The organism is Curtobacterium sp. 24E2 (assembly GCF_016925595.1).
In the GTDB taxonomy this organism is placed as follows: Bacteria; Actinomycetota; Actinomycetes; order Actinomycetales; family Microbacteriaceae; genus Curtobacterium.
The window spans coordinates 2115131-2140765 of record NZ_CP068987.1 but is presented as its reverse complement, the minus strand read 5'-3'; the positions used below and the strand labels follow the sequence as shown (position 1 = coordinate 2140765).

General features: G+C 70.6%; 18 protein-coding genes and 6 pseudogenes. 4 read left to right on the top strand and 20 right to left on the bottom strand.

The features are described from left to right. Position 1 precedes the first annotated feature (1 nt). From JN350_RS10635 to JN350_RS10545, 19 genes and pseudogenes are all read right to left on the bottom strand, one after another. Entirely contained in the window at positions 2 to 688 is a 687-nt protein-coding gene (locus JN350_RS10635) for a DivIVA domain-containing protein (protein ID WP_205462175.1), read from the bottom strand. 231 nt (positions 689 to 919) lie between these two features. Then, complete coding sequence (locus JN350_RS10630; protein ID WP_111085780.1) at positions 920 to 1216, bottom strand: YggT family protein; 297 nt, start codon at positions 1214 to 1216, stop codon at positions 920 to 922. Between the two features lie 70 nt (positions 1217 to 1286). Continuing rightward, on the bottom strand, positions 1287 to 1868 hold the full coding sequence (locus JN350_RS10625) for a cell division protein SepF (protein ID WP_205462174.1): 582 nt from the start codon (positions 1866 to 1868) through the stop codon (positions 1287 to 1289). Positions 1869 to 1911: 43 nt separating this feature from the next. After that, complete coding sequence (locus JN350_RS10620) at positions 1912 to 2658, bottom strand: YggS family pyridoxal phosphate-dependent enzyme (protein ID WP_205462173.1); 747 nt, start codon at positions 2656 to 2658, stop codon at positions 1912 to 1914. Between the two features lie 7 nt (positions 2659 to 2665). Further along, positions 2666 to 3825 (bottom strand): annotated as a pseudogene (gene ftsZ / locus JN350_RS10615) (cell division protein FtsZ). Between the two features lie 145 nt (positions 3826 to 3970). Then, positions 3971 to 4111 (bottom strand): hypothetical protein, encoded by a 141-nt coding sequence (locus JN350_RS10610; RefSeq protein WP_205462172.1) that lies wholly within the window; start codon positions 4109 to 4111, stop codon positions 3971 to 3973. After that, on the bottom strand, positions 4057 to 4833 hold the full coding sequence (locus JN350_RS10605; protein ID WP_205462171.1) for a cell division protein FtsQ/DivIB: 777 nt from the start codon (positions 4831 to 4833) through the stop codon (positions 4057 to 4059). Before JN350_RS10605 ends, JN350_RS10610 begins: the two co-directional genes overlap by 55 nt. 520 nt (positions 4834 to 5353) lie before the next feature. Next, the gene (murC, locus tag JN350_RS10600) at positions 5354 to 6757 is read right to left on the bottom strand and encodes a UDP-N-acetylmuramate--L-alanine ligase (protein WP_205462170.1); all 1404 of its coding nucleotides are present in this window, start codon (positions 6755 to 6757) and stop codon (positions 5354 to 5356) included. After that, positions 6754 to 7889 (bottom strand): annotated as a pseudogene (locus JN350_RS10595) (UDP-N-acetylglucosamine--N-acetylmuramyl-(pentapeptide) pyrophosphoryl-undecaprenol N-acetylglucosamine transferase). Before JN350_RS10595 ends, murC begins: the two are co-directional and overlap by 4 nt. Beyond that, the gene (gene ftsW, locus JN350_RS10590; RefSeq protein WP_205462169.1) at positions 7886 to 9145 is read right to left on the bottom strand and encodes a putative lipid II flippase FtsW; all 1260 of its coding nucleotides are present in this window, start codon (positions 9143 to 9145) and stop codon (positions 7886 to 7888) included. Before ftsW ends, JN350_RS10595 begins: the two are co-directional and overlap by 4 nt. After that, positions 9114 to 10640 (bottom strand): annotated as a pseudogene (murD, locus tag JN350_RS10585) (UDP-N-acetylmuramoyl-L-alanine--D-glutamate ligase). The gene ftsW and the pseudogene murD overlap by 32 nt, the downstream one beginning before the upstream one ends. Next, positions 10630 to 11733: a phospho-N-acetylmuramoyl-pentapeptide-transferase gene (gene mraY, locus JN350_RS10580; RefSeq protein ID WP_205462168.1), complete on the bottom strand. Its 1104-nt coding sequence runs from the start codon at positions 11731 to 11733 to the stop codon at positions 10630 to 10632. The pseudogene murD and the gene mraY overlap by 11 nt, the downstream one beginning before the upstream one ends. Further along, positions 11730 to 13233: pseudogene (locus tag JN350_RS10575) on the bottom strand (UDP-N-acetylmuramoyl-tripeptide--D-alanyl-D-alanine ligase). Before JN350_RS10575 ends, mraY begins: the two are co-directional and overlap by 4 nt. After that, a pseudogene (locus JN350_RS10570) lies at positions 13230 to 14896 on the bottom strand (Mur ligase family protein); the annotation flags it as partial. The pseudogenes JN350_RS10570 and JN350_RS10575, both read right to left, overlap by 4 nt. Positions 14897 to 15007: 111 nt before the next feature. Beyond that, positions 15008 to 16648: pseudogene (locus tag JN350_RS10565) on the bottom strand (peptidoglycan D,D-transpeptidase FtsI family protein); the annotation flags it as partial. A 94-nt stretch (positions 16649 to 16742) separates the two neighbouring features. Then, complete coding sequence (locus JN350_RS10560) at positions 16743 to 17477, bottom strand: cell division protein FtsL (RefSeq protein WP_205462167.1); 735 nt, start codon at positions 17475 to 17477, stop codon at positions 16743 to 16745. Position 17478: 1 nt separating this feature from the next. Beyond that, positions 17479 to 18444, bottom strand: a complete 966-nt coding sequence (gene rsmH / locus JN350_RS10555) for a 16S rRNA (cytosine(1402)-N(4))-methyltransferase RsmH (RefSeq protein WP_205464432.1) — start codon at positions 18442 to 18444, stop codon at positions 17479 to 17481. A 106-nt stretch (positions 18445 to 18550) separates the two neighbouring features. After that, on the bottom strand, positions 18551 to 18982 hold the full coding sequence (mraZ, locus tag JN350_RS10550) for a division/cell wall cluster transcriptional repressor MraZ (protein ID WP_071254530.1): 432 nt from the start codon (positions 18980 to 18982) through the stop codon (positions 18551 to 18553). Between the two features lie 767 nt (positions 18983 to 19749). After that, complete coding sequence (locus JN350_RS10545; RefSeq protein WP_205462166.1) at positions 19750 to 20145, bottom strand: DUF3040 domain-containing protein; 396 nt, start codon at positions 20143 to 20145, stop codon at positions 19750 to 19752. A gap of 110 nt (positions 20146 to 20255) precedes the next feature. Here JN350_RS10545 and JN350_RS10540 point away from each other — a divergent pair, with 110 nt between their 5' ends. After that, on the top strand, positions 20256 to 21374 hold the full coding sequence (locus JN350_RS10540; protein ID WP_111085795.1) for a polyprenyl synthetase family protein: 1119 nt from the start codon (positions 20256 to 20258) through the stop codon (positions 21372 to 21374). A gap of 70 nt (positions 21375 to 21444) precedes the next feature. Here JN350_RS10540 and JN350_RS10535 read toward each other — a convergent pair whose 3' ends face one another. Beyond that, positions 21445 to 21801 carry an Rv2175c family DNA-binding protein gene (locus JN350_RS10535; RefSeq protein ID WP_205462165.1) on the bottom strand — a complete coding sequence of 119 codons (357 nt, stop codon included), beginning with the start codon at positions 21799 to 21801 and terminating at the stop codon, positions 21445 to 21447. Between the two features lie 171 nt (positions 21802 to 21972). On the opposite strand from JN350_RS10535, the gene JN350_RS10530 reads away from it, so the two are divergent. The 3 genes from JN350_RS10530 (at position 21973) to JN350_RS10520 (ending at position 25410) form a co-directional block, all read left to right on the top strand. Next, positions 21973 to 23262, top strand: a complete 1290-nt coding sequence (locus JN350_RS10530; RefSeq protein ID WP_240347266.1) for a LysM peptidoglycan-binding domain-containing protein — start codon at positions 21973 to 21975, stop codon at positions 23260 to 23262. A gap of 82 nt (positions 23263 to 23344) precedes the next feature. After that, complete coding sequence (pknB, locus tag JN350_RS10525) at positions 23345 to 25270, top strand: Stk1 family PASTA domain-containing Ser/Thr kinase (protein ID WP_205462164.1); 1926 nt, start codon at positions 23345 to 23347, stop codon at positions 25268 to 25270. Then, on the top strand, positions 25201 to 25410 hold the full coding sequence (locus JN350_RS10520; RefSeq protein ID WP_205462163.1) for a PASTA domain-containing protein: 210 nt from the start codon (positions 25201 to 25203) through the stop codon (positions 25408 to 25410). Before pknB ends, JN350_RS10520 begins: the two co-directional genes overlap by 70 nt. Positions 25411 to 25635: the final 225 nt, after the last annotated feature.

Sequence of the window (25635 nt, the reverse complement as noted above, 5' to 3'; positions counted from 1 at the left end):
GTCAGTTGCCGAAGCCCTGCGCCGATGCCGGCGCCGGGGTGAGACCGGACTGCTCGTTCGAGGAGTCGAGCTCGGAGAGCTGCCCCTGGATGTAGCTCTTGAGCTGGGCGCGGTAGTCGCGCTCGAACGTCCGGAGCTCGTCGATCTTGCCCTCGAGCTGGCGCTGCTCCTGCTCGAGCACCTGGACACGCTGACGGTTCGTGTTCTCGGTGTCGGCGATGATCTGGCGCTGCTTGGCCTCGGCCTCGGAGACGAGGCGCGCTGCCTGGGCGGTGCCCTCGGCGATGAGCGCGTCACGCTTCTCGACGCCTTCGCGGACGTGCTCCTCGTGGAGACGACGCGCGAGCGTCAGGAGGTTCGTGGTGCCCTCGGTGTCCTCGTCCGCCGGGACGGTGGTCGCCGGGGCGGCCGCTGCGACCGGAGCGGGCTCGGGAGCCGCCTCGACCGGGGCCGGCACGGGCTCCGGCTCGGTCTCGACCGCCGGAGCGGGCTGCTCGGTCTGCGCCGACTGCGGGGCCGACTCGGCCGCCTGCAGGCGCTGGCGGAGCTCGTCGTTCTCCGCGGTCAGGCGTCGCAGCTCGACCACGACCTCGTCGAGGAAGTCGTCGACCTCGTCCTGGTCGTAGCCCTCGCGGAACTTCGTCGGCTGGAACCGCTTGTTGACTACGTCTTCCGGCGTCAAAGCCATTGCCGTCACCTCAATAGAACTGCTGAACGTGTGGAACCACTTGCGTCGTGACCGAACGTACCAGTCACCACGTGTGGTGCGGATGCCGCGCCGGAGGCGAGCATCGATCCCGACCACCGTACACCGACGATGGGGAGGAACGATGACCGCCGCGTCGGCGCGGCGCGTGTTGCGGACCTGGATCGACCCGGAACCGGACCTGGATCGAGCCGGGTTCGGACCGCGATCGGATCAGACCGCGACGGCGATGCCGTTGACGACGACCCGGGCGATGATCACGACGAGCATGACGATCGTCCAGCCGAAGTCGAGTGCCACCGGCCCCATGCGGAGCGGCGGCAGGACCCGCCGAACCGCGCGGATCGGCGGATCGGTGATCGTGTAGACGAACTCGGAGACCACGAGCAGTCCTCCGCGCGGCCGCCAGGACCGGTTGAAGTTCTGCACGAGGTCGAGCGCGAACCGCCCCCACATGACGAAGAAGTACAGCAGGAGGGCGAGGGAGATGATCCCTAGGATCACGGACACGATGGGGCTCGCTCGTCTCGGGCGAGTGCCGTCAGGTGACGACGCTCACGGGCGGGTGGCCGGGGACGGCTCAGGACTGGGCGAAGAAGTTCGCCTCGATGTCGGACTCTACCTCAGCCGGCTCACCGCTCACTGCGACGTGTGCGGGCGACAGCAGGAAGACCTTGTTCGTGACGCGCTCGATCTTGCCGTACAGGCCGAGCGAGAGACCGGATGCGAAGTCGATCATGCGACGCGCGTCGTTCTCGGTCATCTGCGAGAGGTTGATGATGACGGGGATCCCGTCGCGGAAGCTCTCGGCGATGGACTGGGCGTCCTTGTACTCGCGCGGGTGGACGGTGAGGATCTCGTTCATTTCCTGGACCGGGGTCGCCTTCTGTGCGGTCGTGTGCGAGCGGCGGAGCGGAGTCACCTGAGCGCCGCGCTGGTGGGTGTGCGTCTTCGTGGCAGCCGGTGCGGCTGCAGGAGCTGCGGCCGGAGCAGCCGTGGCGACCGGGGCAGCCGCCGGTGCGGGACTCTCCGGCGCAGCGGCTGGAGCGGCCGGGGCCTGCTGACGCGCTGGCGCAGCCTGCTGCGGCTGCTCGTCCTCGTAGTCGAGTTCCTCGTCGGCGAGGCCGAGGTAGACCATCGTCTTCTTCAGCGGGTTGGCCATGGTTCCTCCGGAGGTAAGTGCACGTGGATGCCCTGCAACGAGGCTAGGGTGCCGCCGGCCGATTTCCCGTGATTGCGGTGCCGATCCGCAGGTGTGTCGCGCCCTCGAGCACGGCGTCGGCGTAGTCGCCGCTCATGCCGGCCGAGATGTCGGTGGCGCCGGGCTCGAGCGCCACGACCCGCTCCGAGATCGCCCGGAGTCGCGCGAACGCCGCTCGGGGCTCCTCGTCCAGCGGCGCGACGGCCATGACCCCGCGCAGCCGGAGGGTGCCAGTCTCGAGCACGCGTGCAGCCATCGCCTCGACGTCGTCCGGTTGCACACCGCCGCGTCCGGGGTCGTCGGTCAGGTTGACCTGCACGAACCCGTCGATGACCGGTGGCTCCGGCTCGGCTTCGGTCGGCGCGAAGGCGTCCACCACCGATGTGCGGTCGAGGGACTGCACGACGTGCGCGTAGCGACGGACCTGCCGGGCCTTCTTCGACTGCAGCTGCCCGACGAAGTGCCAGGTCAGGTCGAGGTCGGCGAGTTCCGCGGCCTTGGCCTGTGCCTCTTGGTGGCGGTTCTCCCCCACGTCGGTGACGCCGAGGGACGCCAGCGCACGGACGAGCGAGGCCGGGTGGTACTTCGTGACGACGATCAGCGTGAGGTCGTCGGCCGAGCGCCCTGCGGCGCGCGCCGCGTCGGCGATGCCACTCCTGACGGACGCGAGACGCGCCTCCAGTCCGTCGTCACGAGGTGACGATCCCTCGTCTGGTGACGAGGTGGACGGGAGGCGCGGATCACCTGCCATGGAACGCTTACTTCAGGAAGTCGGGGACGTCGAGCTCGTCGTCGTCGTCGAACGCCGGGTCGGCGGCGCGCTGCACCGGCGGCTGGTGTTCCTGCGAAGCCCAGGAGGGGCTCGACGTGCTGGAGTCCTCGATCGCACCGGTCGAGGCGGCGACGAGGGCCGTCGCGCTCGCCTCGGGGTCGACATAGCTCGAGCGACGCTCCTTCTGCTGCTGCGCCGGCTCGCCGCCGTCGAAGCCCGCGGCGATGACGGTCACGCGGACCTCGTCGCCGAGGGTGTCGTCGATGACCGCACCGAAGATGATGTTCGCCTCGGGGTGCACGGCTTCCTGCACCAGACGCGCGGCGTCGTTGATCTCGAAGATGCCGAGGTTCGAGCCACCCTGGATCGAGAGCAGCACACCGTGCGCTCCGTCGATCGAGGCCTCGAGCAGAGGGATGCGACCGCGAGCTCGGCGGCCTTGATGGCACGGTCGGCACCGCGCGACGAGCCGATGCCCATGAGCGCGGAACCCGCACCCTGCATGACGGACTTGACGTCGGCGAAGTCGAGGTTGATGAGCCCCGGGGTGGTGATGAGGTCGGTGATGCCCTGCACGCCGGCGAGGAGCACCTGGTCGGCCGTGGCGAAGGCCTCGACCATCGAGATGCCGCGGTCGCTGATCTCGAGCAGGCGGTCGTTCGGGACGACGATGAGCGTGTCGACCTCGTCCTTGAGGCCAGCGACGCCGTTCTCGGCCTGGGACTGGCGACGCTTGCCCTCGAAGCTGAACGGCTTCGTGACGACACCGATGGTGAGCGCGCCGATCGACTTGGCGATGCGGGCGACGACGGGCGCACCACCCGTGCCGGTCCCACCGCCTTCACCGGCGGTGACGAAGACCATGTCGGCACCCGCGAGTGCCTCTTCGATCTCCTCGGCGTGGTCCTCGGCGGCACGACGGCCGACCTCGGGGTCCGCACCGGCGCCGAGGCCGCGGGTGATCTCGCGGCCGACGTCGAGCTTGACGTCGGCGTCGCTGAGCAGCAGCGCCTGCGCGTCGGTGTTGATGGCGATGAACTCGACGCCACGGAGGCCGAGTTCGATCATCCGGTTGACGGCGTTGACGCCGCCGCCGCCGACACCGACGACCTTGATGACGGCGAGGTAGTTGTGGTTCGTGGTCACGTCAGTCAGGCCTCCGGTTGAACCCTCAACCTCTACTTGAAGTTCAGGGGCAATGCTGGTAGATGTGGTGCTGGCTTCGACGCTACGGGTGGGTTCCGCGCACTGTCGCCCCGCCACGCCGCGTGTCGCCGATCAGGTCGGCAATTCAGTCCTTCGCGCGGATCACGCCGTTGTCCGGTGCCGACACGTCGTACTCGACCACGACGCCCGGGTTCCGCGCCGCGTGGTCCTTCACCAGGGCGGCGAGCAGCGCGGCCTTCGCCTCGGAGTCGTCGGGGCTCCCCACACAACGGTCGAGCCGTCCTCGAGCGTCAGGGTCACGTCGTCGGCGGTGGACCCTGCGACCCGCGTGACCTGCGACCGCACGGTCGACGGCAGCGCCAGCACGACCTCGGTCATCGTGCGGAAGCTCGAGGACCCGAGGCGCGCACGGGCGATGTCGGCGAGCGGCATGGTGTCCGGACGCTTCGGGGACGACTGGACGACGATGCCGGCCGGGTCGACGAGGTCGAACGAGCTGCCGGACTGCACGGCGACGACGGGCGTGCGCTCGGTCACCGTCACCACGAGGGTGTGCGGCGGCGCTTCTTCGGTCACGTAGCTCTCGATGAGCGGGAAGCCCGCGATGTCCTGCTTGATCTCGTCGAAGTCGAGTCGTGCGAGCGGGGTGCCGATCTGGTCGGACAGGGCCTGCCGCAGGGCGGTCTCGTCGACGCGGTTGGTGCCCTTGACCTCGATCGTCTGCAGCGCCATGAGCGGCGAGAACACGGCCACCAGGATCGAGACGCCGAGCACGAGCACGATGCCGGCCGCGGTGATCCAGGCGGCGCGACGGTGGCGGCTGCGCCGGGTGAACCGCCGCACCTCGGCCCGCTCGAGCAGGCGACGGCGACGCTTCGCGATGCGCGCCTCACGCGCGGTCTCGGCAGCGCGCACGCCGGCACCGATGGGTGCGTCGTCGTGCTGGACCGGCCGGGAGGCACTGCCCGCGTCGAGCACGTCGGTCACGGTCGCGTCGTAGTCGCGTGCACTGCCCGCCGCGCCCCCGGAGGGTCGTTGCGCCCCGTCTCCTCGGGGCGCGTTGCCCGCGTCGGGGCGCGGGTCGCGGTGGTCCTCGTCCGGTGTGTACTCCCGCAGGCGTTCGGCGACGGCACCGAAGCCGGCGCCGACGCGGCGGCCGGCCGCGCCCGCGAGGGTGCCGACGCGGTCGCGCGTCGAGTCGGCGCCATCGGTGGTCGGATCCGCGCCCGCGGACGGTCGTCGCGCCCCGACGCTCGGGGGCGCACCGACCGCTGGGGGCGCGTTCCGGCGGAACCGGGTGCCGGAGTGACGGCCGAGGTGGTGGAGGCCGGGGCCTCGTCGACCGCAGCCGACACGTCGGGCGTGGGACGGGCCTCCCGGTCGTCCGCCGTGCGCCCGCGGAACGCAAGCCGCGGCATCGAGGGGCCACGACGCTGCCGGGGCACGTCGGCGCCCTCGACCGGGGCGTCCCTGCGGGCGTCCCCCTCGTCGAACCCCTCGGGTCGTCTCACCGGCCCAACGCTCCCAGCACCTGCGGGATGATCCGGTACACGTCACCGCAGCTGAGCGTCATGATGATGTCGCCGTCGCGGGCGACCGCGGCGGCTCGGGCGGCGGCCTCGTCCCAGTCCGGCAGGAACTCCACGCGGGACTGGTCGGCGAAGCGCTCCTGCACCAGGGCGCCGGTGACGCCGGGCTCCGGGTCCTCGCGCGCGCCGTAGACGTCGAGGACGACGGTGTGGTCGGCGAGCTCCTCGTAGACCCGCGCGAAGTCACCGGCCATCAGACGGGTGCGGGAGTACAGGTGCGGCTGGTGGATCGCGATGATGCGGCCGTCGCCGACGACGTTGCGGGCGGCCTTGAGCGCCGCCGCGACCTCGGTCGGGTGGTGCGCGTAGTCGTCGTAGACCGACACCCCACGCTCGACACCGTGCAGCTCGAAGCGGCGCTGCGTGCCGCCGAAGGCCTCGAGCCCCCGGATCGCGTCGGCGGCGCTCACGCCCAGGCCGGTCAGGACCGCGAAGGCGCCGACGGCGTTGATCGCGTTGTGCCGGCCCGGCACGCGGAGGGTCAGGTGGTGGGCCTCGCCCCCGGCGCGGAAGTCCACCTCGACGCCCGCCGACTCGATGATCCGCTCGATGCGCACGTCGGCGTCGACGGCCTCGCCGAAGGTGACGACCTCGGGGGCGTCGGCACGCGCGCGGATGCCCGCCGTGACGGTCTTCGCGCCGGCGTCGTCGCTCGAGATCACGACGCGCTCGCTCGCCTTCGCGGCGAACTCCACGAACGCCTCGGTGAAGGCCGCTTCGCTGCCGTAGTGGTCGAGGTGGTCGGCGTCGACGTTCGTGATGAGGGCCACGGCGACGTCGTAGAGCAGGAACGAGCCGTCGGACTCGTCGGCCTCGACCACGAACAGGTCGCTCGAGCCCGGCGCCGAGCTCGTGCCGAGCGACTGGATGACGCCGCCGTTGACGAAGCTCGGGTCGAGACCGAGCTCGACCATCGCGGTGACGATCATGCCGGTCGAGGTGGTCTTGCCGTGCGCGCCGGCGACCGCGACGAGGCGGTGGTCGGCGATGAGGGCGGCGAGGGCCTGGGACCGGTGCAGCACCGGCAGGCCGCGGCGCTGCGCCTCGAGCAGTTCGGGGTTGTCCGGCCAGAGCGCACTCGTGACGACGATCGTGTCCGCATCGCCCACGTTCGCGGCGTCGTGGCCGATGTGCACCGCGGCGCCGAGGTCACGCATGATGCCCGTCGTGTCGGTCTCGCGGGAGTCGCTGCCCGTGACGCGGTGACCGGCGGCGAGGAACATGCGGGCGATGCCGCTCATGCCGGCGCCGCCGATGCCGACGAAGTGCACGGTGCCGAGGTCGTCCGGGATCGGCTGCGTCAGGTCCGGCTTGATGGTCATGGTTCCTCCGTGGTGCTGGCGGCGCCGTTGCCTCGTGCGGTTCCTCGTGCGTTGCCTCGTGCGGTTCCTCGTGCGGCGTCCAGGACGAGGTCGGTCATCCGGTCCGCGCCGTCGCGGTGCCCGACGCTCCCTGCCCGGACCGTCATGTCCGCGATGCGGGCCCGGTCCTGCAGGATGGTCAGGAGCTGGAACGTCACCCAGTCGGGGTCGAATTCCCCGTCCGCCACGAGCACAGCTCCCCGGCGTCGACGACGTCCTCGGCGTTGTGCCGCTGCTCGCCGTTGCCGACAGGGTACGGCACGAGCACGCTCGGCAGCCCGACCGCGGTGAGCTCGCAGACCATGCCGGCGCCGGCACGCGACACCACGAAGTCGCTCGCCGCGTACGCCAGGTCCATCCGGTCGCAGTAGGCGAGCACGTGGTAGCCGTCGAGGTCGCTCGGGCCGATGTCCGACGCCGCTCCGACGACGTGCAGGATCTGCCAACCGGCACCCACGATGGTCGCCGCGGACTTGTTGATCGTGCGGTTGATGCTGCGGGCGCCCGAGGATCCCCCGTGACGAGGAGCACGGGGCGAGCGGGGTCGAGCCCGAACTCGGCGAGGGCCTCGGCGCGGCTGGCACGGCGGTCGAGCGACTCGATCTCGCGCCGGAGCGGCATGCCGACGACCCGGCCGTGCCGCAGTCGAGTGTTCGAGAAGGTCAGGCCGACGTGTTCGGTGAGGAACGCGGCGAGGCGGTTCGCCAGCCCCGGCTTCGCGTTCTGCTCGTGCACGACGATCGGGGTGCCGGTGCGCCGGGCCGCGATGTACGCCGGTGCCGCCGCGTAGCCGCCGACGCCGAGGACGACCTCGACCCCGTGCTCACGGATGATCTGCTCGGTGCGCTTGACGGCTGCGGCGAAGCGCTGCGGGAATCGGAGGGCTGCGCCGTTCAGCTTCCGGGGAACGGCAGGCGCGGGATCGTCAGGAGCTCGTAGCCGCGCATCGGCACCAGGCGGGACTCGAGGCCCTCGGCGGTGCCCAGGACGAGCACCTCGGCATCCGGCTCGCGCTCGGTCAGCCGGTCGGCGACCGCGAGCAGGGGTTGACGTGTCCGGCGGTGCCCCCGCCGGCGAAGAGGTACTTGCTCACCGGAGTCGTCCGTTCGTGGTGGTGCTGTCGAGGGGCGCGTTCGTGGTGCGCGGGTCGTTCTTGCGGGGCAGGTCGCGGGCGAACGACAGCACGACGCCGATCGCCACCAGGGTCATGATGAGCGCGGACCCGCCGGCCGAGATCAGCGGGAGTGGGACGCCGAGGACCGGCAGCAGGCCGAGCACCACGGCGATGTTCACGAGCGCCTGGCCGATGATCCACGCAAGGATGCCACCCGTGACGGTCTTCACGAACGGGTCGCGGGACTGCCGGATGATCTTGATCATGCCGACGGCGAGCACGACGAACAGTGCGAGCACGACGACGGCGCCGATCAGGCCGAGCTCCTCGCCGATGATCGCGAAGATGTAGTCGTTGTCCGCCTCGGGCAGCCACGACCACTTCGCCTTGGAGTTGCCGAGTCCGACGCCGAACACACCACCGGACGCCAGCGCCCACATGCCGTGCACGGGCTGCCAGCACAGGTCGGCGTACTGGTTCGAGTCGGTGCAGCCGGACAGCCACGCGCTGATGCGCACCTGACGGGACGACGACGCCATCGTGACGAACGGCAGCATGACCGCCATCGCCGCCAGGCCGACGAGCAGGTGCCGGGCGCGGGCCCCGCCGACGTAGAGCGCACCGAGGACCAGGATGAGCATGATCATCGCGGTGCCCTGGTCGCCTCCGAGGATCACGAGGCCGAGCGACAGGAGCGAAGCGATCCCGATCGGGATGAACACCTCTTTCCAGTCGTCGAGCTTGTCGCGCTTGACGTACATGATCGCGCCGATGCCGAGCACCAGGCCGAGCTTGACCACCTCGGACGGCTGCGCGGTGAACGAGCCGATGCCGATCCAGTTCCGGTTGCCCTGGACGTCGATGCCGAGCGGGGTGTAGACGAGCAGCTGCAGGACGAGCGCAGCGCCGAGCAGTCGCATCGCCCACTTCCGCCACAGGCGCGTCGGCACACGACTCGCGATGAGCATGAGCGGGACGCCGAGGACGGCGTACAGCCCCTGGCGGGACGCTGCACCGAAGAAGTCGTGCGTCGCGGCGTACTGCTCGACACTCGACGACGACAGGACCATCACGACGCCGAAGACGACCAGGAAGAGCGTGACGCCGAGGATCGTGTAGAAGGTGCTCGATTCGGCGACGAAGACGTTCTTGACGGCGACGAGTGCACCGTTCGTGCGACGCGGGCTGCCCGTCGCCGGCGTGCTACGACTGTTCGGAAGATCCGTCGTCGCCATCGGCGTTGCCTCCCAGGTGCTCGTGGACCGCCGCCGCGAAACGACGCCCCCGGTCGGCGTAGGAGCCGAACTGGTCGAACGACGCAGCCGCCGGGGCGAGGAGGACCGTGTCGCCCGGCCTCGCGACCGATGCGGCATGCCGGACCGCCTCGGGCATGACCTGATCAGTGTCCGTCGTCTCCACCTGGAGCACCGGCACCCCGGACGCGTGTCGCGCGAATGCCTCCAGGACGGGGGTCCGGTCGGAGCCGATCACGACGACGGCACGGACCTCGGGGCCGAACCGGGCGACGAGCCCGTCGACGTCGACGCCCTTGAACAGGCCGCCGACGATCCACACCACGGTGTCGAACGAGGCGAGCGAGGCGGTGGCGGCATGCGGGTTCGTGGCCTTCGAGTCGTCGACCCACGCGATGCCGGCCGACTCGGCCACGAGCTCCGTGCGGTGGTGGTCGGCGCGGAAGGCCCGGACGGCGGAGCGGATCGCACTCGGCTGGACGGTGCCGGCACGGGCGAGGGCGGCGGCGGCCAGGACGTTCATGGTCATGTGCGGGCTGGCGAGCCCGGCGACCTCGAGGTCGGCGACGGTCGACAGCTCGAGCGCGCTGTTCCGACGGTCCTCGGTGAAGGCGCGGTCGCACAGGACGTCCTCGACGAGGCCGACGTCCCCGGGCGCGGGCACTCCCGGCGTGAAGCCGACGGCACGGCAGCCCTCGACGACGTCGGCGTCCTGCACCATGTCGCGCGTGACGTCGTCGGCCGTGTTGTAGACGCACGCCAGCACGGTGCGCTCGTAGACCTTGGCCTTCGCGGCGCGGTACGCCGCCGCTGAGCCGTGCCACTCGAGGTGGTCGTCGGCGATGTTCACGCAGGCGCTCGCGAGCGGCACGACCGCGCCGTCGCCCGCGGTCGCCATGTAGTGCAGCTGGTGGCTGGAGAGGCTCGACGACGAGCACGTCGTAGCCGTCCGGGTCGCGGACGACGTCGAGCACCGGTACGCCGATGTTGCCGCAGGCCACGGCACGCAGGCCGCCGGCCTCGTACATCGCGGTCGTCAGCTGCGTCGTGGTGGTCTTGCCGTTCGTGCCGGTGATCGTGATCCACGGCGCCGCGACCGGACCGCGCAGGACCTTGTCGCGCACGCGCCAGGCGAGCTCGATGTCACCCCAGACGGTGCTGTTCGAGACGGACCACTGGACGGTCGCGTTGTGCGGCGGCAGGCCGGGCGACACGATGACGACGTCCGGTGTCTGCTCCTGCAGCGCGGCCGGCACCGTGTCGAGCGGCGCCTGTACGAAGCGCGCGCCGATGACGTCGAGCAGCTCGACGCTGTCCGACGGTGCGTCGGTCGAGTACACCGTCACCGCACTGCCGAGCTCGACCAGGGTGTCGGCGACCGAGAACCCGGTCGAGCCGAGCCCGAGGACGGCGACGTTCAGGCCCTTCCACCCTCGGAGTACCAGCTGTCGAGCGAGACGAGACGGTCAGCCGACACGGGCGATCCATTCGAGGTAGAAGAGGCCGACCCCCGCGGCGACGAAGAGCCCCGCGATGATCCAGAACCGGACGACCACCGTCACCTCGGCCCACCCCTTCAGCTCGAAGTGGTGGTGCAGCGGACTCATCCGGAAGATCCGCTTGCCGTGGGTGATCTTGAAGTACGCCCGCTGCAGGATCACCGAGCCGGTGACGATGAAGAACAGGCCACCGATCAGGATGAGCAGGAGCTCGGTGCGGCTGAGGATCGCGAGACCCGCCAGCGCCCCACCGAGGCCGAGCGAACCGGTGTCGCCGAGGAAGATCTGCGCCGGCGACGTGTTGTACCAGAGGAAGCCGATGAGCCCACCGCAGACCGCGGCCGCGACGACCGCCAGGTCGAGCGGGTTGCTCACGGTGTAGCAGGCGTGTGCGGTGTTCGAGTCGAGCCGGGCGCCGCCGCAGATCTGGTTGGACTGCCAGAAGCCGATGATGACGTACGAGCCGATCGCCAGGATGCTGGAGCCGGTCGCGAGACCGTCGAGGCCGTCCGCGACGTTGACGCCGTTCGACGTCGACACCGTGAGCAGCACGATCCAGGCCAGGAACAGCACGGTGCCGATGACCGTGCCGAGCGCCATGAAGTCGAGCCACGGGATGTCACGGATCGCCGAGATCATGGTCGACGCCGGGGGCTTGCCGTTCGACGTCGGCACCACCAGGGCGACCGTGGCGAAGATGACGCCGACGATGACCTGGCCGAGGACCTTGGCCCACCCGCCGAGCCCGAGGCTCCGCTGGCGCCGGACCTTGAGGAAGTCGTCGATGAACCCGACGAAGCCCAGCCCCACCATGAGGAACAGCACGAGCAGGCCGGACAGGGTGATCGAGTCACGTCCGACCAGGTGGCCGACGAAGTACCCGATCACGGCACCGATGATGAGGACGATGCCGCCCATCGTCGCGGTGCCGCGCTTGGTGTGGTGCGACTGCGGACCGTCGTCACGGATGAACTGCCCCCACCCGAGACGGTGGAACAGCTTGATGAAGAACGGGGTGAGCAGCAACGTGAACACCAGCGACACAGCGCCGGCGATGAGGAGCGCGATCATTCGGTGACACCTCCGAGGCGGTCGCCGAGGAATCGCAGTTCGGCCGACTTCGAGGACTTGACCAGGACCACGTCGCCGGGGCGGAGCATGTCCTGGAGTGACCGGACGGCGTCGTCGACGTCCTCGATGAACACCGACTCGCCGTCCCACGATCCCTCGAGGGTGGCGGCCTGGTGGATGGGCATCGCGCCGCGGCCGACGACCACGAGCTGTCCGATGCCGAGACGGACGACGAGCCGACCGATGCGGTCGTGCTCCTCGGTCGAGAACTCGCCGAGCTCGGCCATCTCGCCGAGCACGGCGACGGTCCGCTCCCCGGGCGCACGATCTGCGCCAGGGTCCGCAGCGCCGCTGCGGTCGAGTCCGGCGACGCGTTGTAGGCGTCGTTGATCACGGTGACGCCCTCGGGGCCGCCCTGCAGCAGCTCCATGCGCCAGCGCTCGGCGCGCGTCATCGACGCGAGCGCCGCGGCGCCGTCGGCGAGCGGGACGCCCCAGCGGTGGGCGACCGTCAGGGCGGCGCCCGCGTTCATCGCGTGGTGCTCCCCAGGATCGCGAGGCGCACGTCCACGTGATCCGGGCCTCCCCGTCGGCCTCCGTCTGCAGACGGGTCGCCTGCGGGGACGGGAGGCGCGGTGAGGGTGAAGCGGGTGCCGCTGCGGTCCGTCTCGATGCCGGTGATGCGGTAGTCGGCATCCGACGACGTGCCGAAGCCGACCACCTGGGCGGCCGTCAGGTCCCGCATCGACGCGACCCGATCGTCGTCGACGTTGAGCAGCGCGGTCGCGGACGCGGGCAGGTCGGTGACCATCTCGGACTTCGCGCGCTGCGTCGCCTCGATGCCGCCGAACTCGCCGGCGTGCGCCAGGCCCACCTTGAGCACGACACCGACGTCCGGCTCGGCGATGCGGACGAGCGCAGCGATGTGGCCGACGCCGCTCGCTCCCATCTCGACGACCAGGAACCGGGTGTCGTACGTGACCCGGAGCATCGAGATCGGTGCCCCGACGTGGTTGTTGAAGGACCCCTGGGGCGCGACGGTCTCGCCGTGCTGCTCGAGGATCGTCCGGAGCATGTTCTTCGTGCTCGTCTTGCCGTTCGAGCCGGTGATGCCGACGACCTTCAGCGGTGCCGGACGCCCCTCGGCGTCGACGCGGTCGGCGGACGCCATCCGGACCCGGGTGACGACCTCGTGCGCGAGCGCGGCGAGGGCGGCGTAGCCGTCCGCGACGACGATCTGCGGCGCGGTGGTCTCGACGCGCTCGGGCGTGATGACCAGCGCGGCACCGGCCTCGGTCGCGGCGGGCACGAAGCGGCGCCCGTCCGTGACCTCGCCGGGCAGGGCGAAGAAGACGCTGCCGGGGCGGACCAGGCGCGAGTCGGTCTCGACCGAGCCCTCCACCACCAGGTCGCCGGGCTCGGGGACGTCGGTCGCCTGGGCACCACCGATCAGCTCGCCGCCGACCGCGGTGGCGATCTCGGCGAGGGTGAGCGCGATCATCGGAGGTCCTCGGCCGGTCCGGAGTTCGGCTCCCAACCGGCTTCGCGCAGGGCCTGACGGGCCTCGTCGCGTGCCGAGTAGGGGTGCGGACACCGGCGATGTCACGGTAGTCCTGGTGGCCGGGGCCGGCCCAGAGGATCGAGTCGCCCTCGCCGAGCAGGCCGACGGCCAGGCGGATGGCGGCCTCGGGCGGGCTCACCTCGTGCAGCTCGTGGTCCGGGAACGCCTCGCGCGCGGCGGCGACCAGGGTCTTCCGGATCGACGCGGCGTCCTCGAAGCGGGGGTGGTGGTCGGTGACGACGAGGATGTCGCTGCCGGCCGCTGCGACGCGGGCCATGTCGCCGCGCTTCGTGGTGTCGCGGTCGCCGTCGGCGCCGAACAGCATGAGGACCTTGCCGGACGTGAACTGCCGGACGGCCGCGAGGGTGTTCTCGAAGGCATCGGCGCTGTGGCCGAAGTCGACGTAGACGCTCGGGCCGTGCTCGCCCGAGACGCGCTCGGTCCGGCCGGGCAGGTAGCACTCGATGGCGGACACGCGGCGCACGTCGCCGTCGCGGTCGCGGTCGCGGTCGCGGTCGCTTCGGGCATCGTGCTCGTCGCGGCCGTCTTCGTCCGGGTAGCGGCGGTGGTTGTTGTCGAGCGCGTGCGCGATGGCACCGAGCTCGAAACCGCCCTCGACGAGCATCACGATCGCCAGTGCGGCGTTCGCCGCCATGTGCCAGCCGATCAGGGGCACACGGGTGGTGAGTTCGCGGCCCTCGGGACCGGTCAGGCGGAACTCGGTGTAGGCGGCGTGCGCCTCGACGATGTCGACGTGCCACTCGGCATCGACGTCCGGGTGCACCGTGATCGTCGTGACCGGGATGCGGGAGTCCTGCACCACACGGTGGCCCCAGTCGGTGTCCAGCGAGACGACCCCGCGACGGGCGTGCTCGGGCTGGAACAGCGGGAGCTTCGCCTGGTAGTACTCCTCCATGTCGGCGTAGTCGTCGAGGTGGTCGTGCGACAGGTTCGTGAAGGCCGCGACGTCGAAGACGATGCCGTCGACCCGGTGTCGGCTGAGGGCCTGCGCGCTCACCTCGACGGCGACCGCGCGCACCTCGCTCTCGCGCATCCGGGCGAGGAGCGCGTGCATCTCGCTGGCCTCGGGCGTTGTGAGGCGGCTCGTCACGCTGAGCGTGCCGATGTGGCGCTCGGCGGTCGAGCTCAGGCCGGTGACCAGGCCGAGCTGCTTGAGGATCCCCTCGAGGATGTACGACGTGCTCGTCTTGCCGTTCGTGCCGGTGACGGCGAACAGCTGCGGCAGGTCGGTGGCCTCGTCCGGGTGGGTGCGGTACACCCAGGCGGACACGTCGCCCAGGGCAGCACGGGGGTCGTCCACGACGAGGACCGGCAGGCCGGCCGCTCGTGCGCTCTCCACGCCCGCGTCGTCGGTCAGGACGGCGACGGCACCGCGCTCGGCGGCCTCGGTGGAGAACTCCGCGCCGTGACGGTTCGCACCGTGCACGCCGACGAAGACGTCACCCGGCTGCACCTCGGCGGCGCTCAGCGTGACACCGGTCGTCTCGACGGCGTCGACGGAGCCGACGACGCGGAGGCCGAACGCGTTCGCGAGTTCGGCGACCGCCCTCGGGGTCGGGTGTTCGGGCCGGAGGACCGGGGGATCCGTGCGGACAAGTGTTCCTTCTTCCTCACCACGTGGACGGGTAGAGCTTCGCCTCGGACGCGGAGGGGCTACTCGGTACTTCTCGAGCACCTGGGACATGAGTGTGCGGAACGCCGGAGCCGCTCCGCTCGACCACTTGTTGGTCTGCGGCTTCGTGAACGTCACCGTGACAACATACTGGGGGTCTTCGGCGGGTGCCATTCCGGCCACCGAGGTGATGCGCTGACCGCCGTAGCCCTTCGAGCCCTCGGCCACCTCGGCGGTACCGGTCTTCGCGGCGATGTTGTAGCCCGAGATCGGCTTCATGCCCACGAGCGTGCCGCCCGTGACCACGCTCTGGAGCATGTCGGTGACCTGGGTCGCGGCGGCGGCGGACACGACGCGCTGCTTCTGCACGTCGGGCGCGTCGATGGTCGTGCCGTCCGAGGTGGTGCACCCCTTGACGAAGTGCAGCGGGATCCGGACACCGTCGTTCGCGATGGTCTGGAACACGCTGGCGACCTGGACCGCGGTCGTCGAGATGCCCTGGCCGAACATCGAGTTGATGTTCGTCTGCTGGTCCCAGTTCGGGCTCGAGCCGTAGTCCATCGACGGCTGACCCGGGTAGTCGATCGCCGACTCCGGCTCGAACAGTCCGAACTTCTGCATGTAGTCGTACCGTTGCTGGGCCGTCAGCCGGGCCCCGAGCTCGGTGATGCCGACGTTCGACGAGTTCTGCAGGATGCCGGTCAGCGTCAGGTTCTCGGTCTCGTGGAACTCCGAGTCGTGGATCGTGCCACCCCAGGGGAACGTGCGCGAGTACGGCACGACCGCCTGGTCGGTGGGACTCGACTTGCCCTGGTCGATCAGGGCCGCGGCGATGGCGGCCTTGATCGTCGAACCGGGCTCGTAGCTCGCCGTGAGGGCCCGGGAGCCGAACGCACCCTTGTCGGTGGTGGCGTCCACGTCGTTCGGGTCCACGGTCGGGTAGTCGGCGACCGCGAGCAGCTCACCCGTCTTCACGCTGGTGACCGTGGCCGTCGCGGACTCGGCCTGCAGGGACTTCGCGGCGGACGCGATGGTCTGCAACGCCATGTACTGCAGATCGCTGTCGATCGTGGTGACGAGCGTGCCGCCGTCCTTGGCCTGCTTCTTCGTCACGGTGCTGCCGGGCAGCTGGACGCCGTCCTCACCGCGCTCGTACGTCTCCGAGCCGTTCGTGCCGGCGAGGCACTTGTTGTAGGCATACTCCAGGCCGGCCTGTGCACCGTCCGTGCCCATGAAGCCGGTGACGTTGCCCGTGGTCGCACCCGTCGGGTAGACCCGCGACGCCTGCTGCTCCTTGTAGATCCAGGGGATGCCGAGGTCGGTGACGGCCTCGTAGTGCTTCACGTCGAGGCCCTTGACCAGGTAGGCGAAGTCCGACTTCGGGTTCGCGGCGATGTTCTTCCGCATGGTCGCGACGTCGCCGCCCGAGGCCTTCGCCAGGGCGGTGAGCGCCGTCGACACGCTGATGTCCTTGACCCGGGTCCCGCCGAGCTTCCCCTTGAAAGCCTTGACCAGGCGCGGGGCGGTGGTGATGTTGTACCGGGTGACGCTGTCGGCGAGTTCCGTGCCGTTGCGGTCGACGATCGACCCGCGGGTGCCGTAGATCGTCACCGGGATGCTGCGCTTCTGCGTCGACTGCTCGTTGAGGGCCGAGGCCTGCACGACCTGGATGTCGACGAGGCGGACCACGAAGACACCCACCAGGGCGATCACGGCGATCATCACGATGCTGTAGCGCAGTCGGCGGTTGCGGATCGTCTTCGTCACGCGGTGCGGTCCTTCCCGGATGGTGCTGAGGGTGGTTCAGACCCGCAGGTCACCGGGTGGAGGGCGCCTGGAGCTGGTTCGCGTCGGACTCTACGGAGGACTTCGAGGAACCCCCGTCCGACGCGCTGGCGCCGCTCGTCTTCTCAGACGCGGCGGTGCCGGTGCTGTCGGTGCCGGTGCTGTCGGTGCCGGTGCTGTCGGTGGTGGCAGTGCCGGTGGTGGCGGTACCGGTGGTGCCGGTGCTGGCGGTGCCGGTCGTCGGGCCCGTCTCCTTGCTCGTCGACGTGTCGCCCCGCTTCGCAGCGAGCGGGACGTCGTTCAGCAGGGAGTTCGGCACCTGGTTCTCCGTGCTCGCCGTGGCCTGGTCGGCGACCGCCGGGGTCGGCGTGCCGTAGACCCGGCCCGTCTTGGGGTCGAGGTAGACCGGCGTGGAGTTCGCGATCATCCCGAGGGACTGCGCGTTGCGGGCCAGGTTCTGCGGCGAGTCGAGCACCCGGAGTTCCTCGGAGAGCGACTGCTGTGTGCGGGACAGGTTCGTCTGCTCCGTGCCGAGCGCGCTCAGCGTGTAGGCCCCCTGGCTGAGCACCATGCTGATGCCGAGCTGGGCGAGCAGCAGGACGCCGAGGGCGACGACCGCGGTGACGGCGTAGCCGATGCGGGGGCGTGCGCGGCGCTGCGCCGCGGTCGTCGTGACCTCGACGAGCTCCGGTCGACTCTGGCGGTCCGGGCGCGGGGCGCGGGACGGGACGACGGCGGGGTCGACGAGTGCGAGGTTCGTGCTCATGTCACTTCCGGATCCGCTCGGCCGCGCGCAGGCGCACGGGTGTTGCTCGGGGGTTGGCGGCGCGCTCGGCCTCGTCGGCCAGCTCGGCGCCCTTGACGATCAGGGAGAAGGTGGGGGCGTGCTCGGGGAGCTCGACCGGTAGCCCGGCGGGGGCGCTCGACTTCGTGCGCTCCACCAGTGCCCGCTTGACGATGCGGTCCTCGAGCGACTGGTACGACTCGACGACGATCCGACCGCCGACCGCGATGGCGTCGAGCGCCGCCGGGATCGCGCGTTCGAGGACGCTGAGTTCGGCGTTGACCTCGATCCGCAGCGCCTGGAACACGCGCTTCGCGGGGTGACCCTGGCGCTGGATCGCGACCGGGGTCGCGTCGTGGAGCACCTGCACCAGGTCGCCCGACATCTCGAACGGCACGCTCGCGCGGCGGTCGACGATGGCCCGGGCGTAGCGGCCGGCGAGCTTCTCCTCGCCGTAGCGCTGGAAGATGCGGCGCAGTTCGCCCTCGTCGTAGGTGGCGAGGACGTCGGCGGCGGTCTGCCCCTCGGTCCGGTCCATGCGCATGTCGAGCGGGGCGTCCTGGCTGTACGCGAAGCCGCGTTCGGCCCGGTCGAGCTGCAGCGAGCTGACCCCGAGGTCGAACAGCACGCCGTCGACCTGACGGAAGCCCTCGCCCTCGATCGCGTCGACGATGCCGTCGTACACGGTGTGCACCAGGCGGACGCGGTCGCCGAAGCGGGCCAGGCGCTCCCCCGCGATGCCGAGGGCGTCGGTGTCACGGTCGAGACCGATCAGGGTCAGGTCCGGGAACCGCTCGAGCAGCCCCTCGGAGTGTCCGCCCATGCCGAGCGTGGCGTCGACGACGACCTTGCCCGGGCCGTCGAGCGTCGGCGTGAACAGGTCGACGATGCGCTCGAGCATCACCGGCGTGTGCGGGAAGCGTGGTGTCCCGTTGTCGTTGTCGGCCATGTGCAGCCCCTCGTCTTCCGGGCCGCGGGTCCGGATCCCCATCCATGCGACCTGACATCGGGGAAGTGATGTCAGGGCTTCACGGCTGGGAGTCCCGATCCACGGATCAGAAGATCCCCGGGATCACCTCCTCGTCGTTGTCGGCGAACGCCTCTTCGGCTTCGGCGTAGTAGGCCTCCCACGCGGTGGTCGACCAGATCTCGGCACGGTCACCGCTACCGATGACCGTCAGGTCCCGTTCGAGCCCCGCGTACTCACGGAGGTTCTGCGGGATCGTCACGCGGTTCTGCTTGTCGGGCTGTTCAGCGCTGGCCCCCGAGAGGAACAGGCGCATGTAGTCCCTGGTGCGCTTCGACGTCATCGGTGCGGTCCGGATGCGTTCGTGGAGTTCCTCGAACGTCCGGGCGCTGAAGACCACGACGCAGCGCTCCTGGCCGCGGGTCATCACGAGTCCCCCGGACAGTTCGTCCCGAAACTTGGCGGGGAGGATCACGCGACCCTTCTCGTCGAGCTTCGGGGCATGAGTACCGAGCAGCACGTCGGGCCTCCCCTCCGCTCCACCGGACCGTTGCAAGCCCCACTTTACTCCACTCCCTCCCCTTGCCCAGGATTCCGCTCCCTTTTCGCCCCGTGACACCCCTTCTGGGGCCGTTTCGGCAGCGCTCGGCTCCGGGCGGCCGTGGTGGATGCCCGTCGCGCCGGGGATCTGGACGGGAGTGGCGGGCGTGGAGGAAAGTGGAGGACTTTCGCAGCCAGTGGGACGTCCCGTGGCGCGCCGCGGGTTCGTGGTCCGCCCCACCAGTCCCGGCCCCCGGTCAGCGTGTGGTCACGACGTGCTGCCGCCCCGCCGCCGAGTGGTCACGAACCGTCGCTCGCGCGGACCCCAAGCGACAGTTCATGACCCCCGGGCAACCACCGCGCGGCATGTCGTGACCCCCACGCGGACACGCGGCGACGGTCCACCCCCGTTCTGGAGGCCCACCCCACCTCCGCCACGTTGCTCCGGCGGGTGCACGGTTCCGCTCCACCACACCCGGCCCCCGGTCAGCGTGTGGTCACGACGTGCTGCCGCCCCGCCGCCGAGTGATCACGAACCGTCGCTCACGCGGACCCCAACCGACAGTTCATGACCCCCGGGCAACCACCGCGCGGCATGTCGTGACCACTCGCGCGCACGCGCCCGCAACCACCGCGCGGCATGTCGTGACCAATCGCGCACACGCGCCCGCGACCACCGCCCCCGGGAACGCGAAACGGGGCCGACCCGAAGGCCGGCCCCGTCACGAGGAGGAGTGTGGAGGGCTGCTACTGCCCCTGGTCGTTCCGCTTGTCCCAACGGTCGTTCATGCGGTCCATGAAGGAACCGCCGCCACCGTTGACCGGACGGGCTGAGCCACCGGACGCGGACGCCCCCGGCCGGGCAGGCTTCGCCTTCGGGGCACGCATGCCCGGGCGCAACGCGAAGAGGACACCAGCGAGCATCACGACGAAGCCGAGGATGCCGAGCAGCGGGGCCTTGATCACGAGACCGACGATCACGATCGCGACGCCGGCGAGTGCACCGAGCACTCCGAGCGTGATGGCTGTGTACGTCGGACGACCCTGTCGACGTGTGACACGCGCCACGAAATCGGAATCGTTCTGGTAGAGGCTGCGCTCCATCTCTTCGAGAAGGCGCTGCTCCTGTTCCGAGAGCGGCATCTTGGTTCCCTCTGTTCCTGGGATCGACGCGAGGTTGAAAACCGGGCTTGAACAACGCTCGGTTGAGAGCACCGATTCTACGTCCCAACCGCTCCACTAGGGTAGGGACTGTGGCTGAGAGTACGCGATTAGTGGACCTCGTATCGGCGCGTATCGACCGGGCACTCGACGAGCAGCGTGAACGGCTCCTCGCGATCAGCCCCGATCTCGCCCCGTTCGACCTGTACGCCCGAGACCTGCTGTCCGGCGGCAAGCGCTTCCGGGCGCTGTTCTGCTACTGGGGGTGGCAGTCGGTGGCGGGCCGTTCGGGCTCGTTCGACCCTCTCGCCGAGGGCTCCCGCCAGACCACGGCCGAGGCGATCGTCACGGTTGCCGCAGCGCTCGAGGTGTTCCACGCAGCGGCCCTGGTGCACGACGACATCATGGACCGCTCGGACACCCGCCGCGGGCGTCCCGCAGCGCACCGGCGGTTCGAGTCCCTCCACCAAGAGTCCGGCTTCGTCGGCGACCGCGGGCAGTACGGCACGAACTCGGCGCTGCTGCTCGGCGACCTGCTGCTGTCCCTCAGCGACTCGGTGTTCGACGAGGGCCTCGCGCTCCTCGACCCGGTGCGCGCCCGCATCGTGCGCCAGGAGTTCCACGCGATGCGCCTCGACGTCACCGCGGGCCAGTACCTCGACGTGCACGAGGAAACGGCCTGGCCCGTCATCGACGAGTCCGAGCACCTGCTCCGCGCCCAGCGCGTCATCGTCTTCAAGTCCGCGAAGTACTCGATCGAGGCACCGCTCGTCATCGGCGCGCTGGTGGCCGGCGCGAGCGACTCGCAGCTCGAGGGCCTCCGCGCCTTCGGGCTCCCCCTCGGCGTCGCCTACCAGCTGCGCGACGACATGCTCGGCGTCTTCGGCGACCCCGAGGTCACCGGCAAGCCCGCCGGCGACGACCTGCGCGAGGGCAAGCGGACCGTGCTCATCGCCTCGGCCCGCAAGGCGCTGGCCAGCGGCCCTCGCCAGCTGCTCGACGAACTCCTCGGCGACCCCGACCTCGACGAGGAGCAGGTGCAGATGCTCCGCGCCACCCTCACCGAGTCGGGTGCGGTCGCCGCGGTCGAGCGTTCCATCGACCGGCACGTGCAGCGTGCGAAGGCGGCGCTCGACGCGTCGCCGCTCACACCGTCGGCACGGGAGCAGCTCGCGTCGCTGGCCGACACGGTCAGCCGCCGGTCGTCCTAGACGCGACACCAGGACAGACGGGAGGCCCGTGGCGACACCGCCACGGGCCTCCCGTCCGTCCGGAACGCGTCTAGAGCAGCGACTGGGCCACGCGACGCACCTCTGCCTTGCGACCGGCGCGCAGCGCCGCGATGGGCGAGACGCCCATCGAGTCGTCGACCGTGAGCATCCAGCGGACCGCCTCGTCGTCGGTGAAGCCGTTGTCGCTGAGCACGGTCAGGGTGCCCTGCAGCTCGGGCATGGGCTCGCGGTCCTCGAGGAACTCGCTCGGCACGCGCAGGACGCCACCGACGCGGGCCGCCAGCAGGGTCTTCTCCTCGAACAGGCGGTGGATCCGACCGGGGCTGGTGCTGAACAGGTCCACCAGTTCGGGGACGGTCAGCCAGCGCTCGGAGAGGGAGAGGTCGTCGACGGGTGCAGCACTCACACGCCCATGGTGCCAGAGCGGGGCACCGAGTGAGTACGCAACGTTCGTCACATTCGTCACACACACCACATCCGGCTCTCTGGTTGACTTGGGAATCACACCATGCCAGCGTTGTGCCACCTGTGAGTGCGCGCATGCACGCGCACGGGACAGTCGAGATCAGGAGAAACCGTGGACAACGCTGCAGACGAAGCCGCCCGGCGCGCACGATCCGCCCGGTTCGCGACCATGCCCATCGTCCTCGCGGGCACGATCGCGGTGACCGCCGGCCTGACCGGCCCCATCGCGCACGCCGAACCGCGACACGACGACGCGGACTCGAACCACAAGCGTCACGTCGACCAGGATCGCACCGTCGGCAACCGTCCGGTCTTCGGCACAGCGGTCGCACGTCCGTCGCAGACCGTCGTCACGACGGTCGCCGCGACGACGAAGGCAGCCACCCCCACGACCTACACCGTCCGTCAGGGCGACACGGTGTCGGGCATCGCCGCCCGGTTCGGCCTGTCGGCGCAGGAGGTCCTGGTGCGCAACGGCCTCGGCTGGAACACGATCATCCACCCCGGGCAGACGCTGCACCTGGCGTCCACGCCCGCCGTGACCACGGCGCGCACGACCACGAACGCCGGATCGACGTCCGGCTCCGGGTCGAGCACCTCGAGCTACCACGTGAAGTCGGGCGACACCGTGTCCGGCATCGCGTCGCGGGTCGGCGTGTCGACGACCGCGCTCCTCAGCGCCAACAAGCTCTCGCAACGCAGCGTGATCTACCCCGGTCAGACGCTCCGCGTGCCGCACGGCTCGTCCGGTGGCGGCTCGGTGTCCACGGCCGCAGCGTCGTCGGGTTCGTCGAAGTCCAGTGTGAAGATCTCCTCGGGCGACACGATCGGCTCGATCGCTGCGTCCCACCACGTCTCCGTCGCCTCACTGCTGTCGGCGAACGGCCTGACCTACACGAGCACGATCTACGCGGGCAAGACCCTCGTCATCCCGTCGTCGAGCACTGCTGCGACCACCGCCACGGCGCCGTCGCGTGCCGCGGTGAGCGCCGCCGTCGGCCTGAGTGCCGAGCAGCGCCAGAACGCGGCCACCATCGTCGCCGTCGGCCGCTCCCTCGGGGTGTCCGACCGCGGCATCGTTGTGGCCCTGGCCGCCGCGATGCAGGAGTCGAGCCTGCGCAACCTGCCGCACGGCGACCGCGACTCGGTCGGCCTGTTCCAGCAGCGGCCGAGCCAGGGCTGGGGCAGCGCGGCGAAGCTGCAGGACCCGGCGTACGCGACGAAGCTGTTCTTCGGCGGTCGCAGCAACCCGAACGTCGGCAAGACCCGCGGGCTGCTCGACGTGCCCGGGTGGTCGTCGATGAGCATCACCGACGCCGCCCAGGCCGTGCAGCTCTCGGCCTACCCCAAGGCCTACGCCAACTGGGCGAGCGCCGCCCAGGGCTGGCTGGCCACCCTCTGAGTCTCATCCGGAAGATCGAGATTCGGTCACGACCGGTGCGCCGGTGCGGTCCCGTGCAGTCTCGATTCGTAGAATGCCGCCGATGACCACCAACGCCGCCACGGATCCGATGATCGGTCGCATGATCGATCAGCGGTACCGCGTCCGCTCCCGCATCGCGCGCGGGGGCATGGCGACCGTGTACCTCGCGACCGACGTCCGCCTCGAGCGACGCGTCGCGATCAAGATCATGCACGGCCACCTGGCCGACGACCAGGCCTTCCGTGAGCGCTTCATCCAAGAGGCGAGGTCCGCCGCGCGGCTGTCCCACCCCAACCTGGTCGGCGTCTACGACCAGGGCGCCGAGGACGACACCGCGTACATCGTCATGGAGTACATCCCGGGCATCACGCTGCGGGACCTGCTGCAGGAGCACCACGCCCTGACGCCCGAGCAGGCGACCGACATCCTGCGCGCGGTGCTGGCCGGACTCGCCTCGGCCCACCGCGCTGGCATCGTGCACCGTGACCTGAAGCCCGAGAACGTCCTGCTCGCCGACGACGGCCGCATCAAGCTCGGCGACTTCGGCCTGGCGCGGGCGACGACGGCGAACACCGCGACCGGGGCCGCCCTGCTCGGCACGATCGCGTACCTCTCCCCCGAGCTCGTCACCCGTGGCGCCGCCGACTCGCGCAGCGACATCTACGCGCTCGGCATCATGCTCTACGAGATGCTCACCGGCGAGCAGCCCTACAAGGGCGAGCAGCCGATGCAGATCGCCTACCAGCACGCGAACGACACGGTGCCCGTCCCGAGCGCCGCGGTGTCCGGTGTGCCCCCGGAGCTCGACGAACTCGTCGCCTGGTCGACCGCCCGCGACCCCGAGGACCGCCCACGCGACGCCCGCGAGATGCTCGACCACATGGCGGGCAACCAGCAGCGCGCCACGGGCCAGTACCGGACCGCCGTGCTGCGGCCCGAGAACGCGACCGCGATCCTGCCCTCCGGCGGCGGGACCACGGCCGGTGTCGGCGCTGCTGCCGCTGGTGCCCGTGCTGCTGCCGCCGACGCGCCGGCCGCCACCGACGCCACGGCCATCATCGACTCCCCGGAACGGAGCCGTCCCGCCGCACGCAACCGCAACACCGGTCCGGGCCCCCGCCGCACGGGCGCGCAGCCCGGCGTGCTCTCGCCCGCGGGACAGCGCCTGGCCGACCTCTCCGCCAAGCGTCGCAAGCGCGGCTGGATCGCGCTGTCGGTCTTCGTGGTGCTCCTGCTCATCGGCGCGGGCTTCGGCTGGTACTTCGGGCCGGGGCCGGGTGGCAACGTGCGCATCCCCGAAGTGACGGGCAAGTCGGTCTCGCAGGCCCGGCAGCTGCTCGAAGCCCAGGGCCTGCACGCGGCGTCGAAGACCGGAACCCGGTTCGACGCCGTCGTCGCGAAGGGACAGGTGTCCATCACCAAGCCGGCCGCGAAGCTCGAGGTGCAGAAGGGCACGTCGGTGCAGCTCGTCGTGTCGAACGGGCCGAGGATGATCGCGCTTCCGGCGATCGTCGGGCAGCCGATCTCGACCGTCACCGCCGCGCTCGACGACGACTTCGAGCTGCAGGACAACCAGTACGAGTTCTCGGCCGACGCCGCGAAGGACACCGTCATCGCGGCGACCGGCCGCGCGTCCGGCGGCAAGGCGCTCGACCTGACGTCGGTCAAGGCCTACGGCGAGACCGGCCCGGTCACGCTCACGGTGTCCCTCGGCGCCGTGCCGGACGTCGTCGGGAAGACCGTCGACCAGGCCTCCGCCGAGCTCGACGCGGTCGGCCTGATCCTCGGCGCCCGCACCGAGGAGTTCAGCGAGGACGTCCCCTCCGGACAGATCGTCTCCGCGAAGGTGCAGGACTCCCCGCCGTGCGCGGCACCGCGATCGACGTCGTCGTGTCGAAGGGCCCGGCACCGATCACCGTGCCCGAGGACGGCGTCGTCGGCGCCACGATCAACGAGGCCACCGCGACGCTCGAGGGACTCGGGCTGAAGGTCTCCGTTCCCGACTGCACGAACATCCTGTGCGGGTTCTACGACTGGAAGTCGAAGCTCCCCGTGACCGGTACCGACCCGGGCGCCGGCGCCACGGTGTACCGCGGCGACACGGTGACGCTCTCCTACGACCAGTAGCGGTCGCGCAGTCCGGTCCGGTCCCGTCCGGTCCGGTCCGCCGAAGCGACACCTGTTCGCACGGCCTCGCCGAAGGCAGCGCGAAAGCGACAGTGTGCCGCCGGACATCGGCGGCACACTGTCGCTTTCGCGAACCGGCGCCGCTGCCGCCTCGTGGGGCGCGGAGTGGACGCAACCGACACAGCGGACGGGAGGCGCGGCACGGAGCCGCCACGGGCCTCCCGT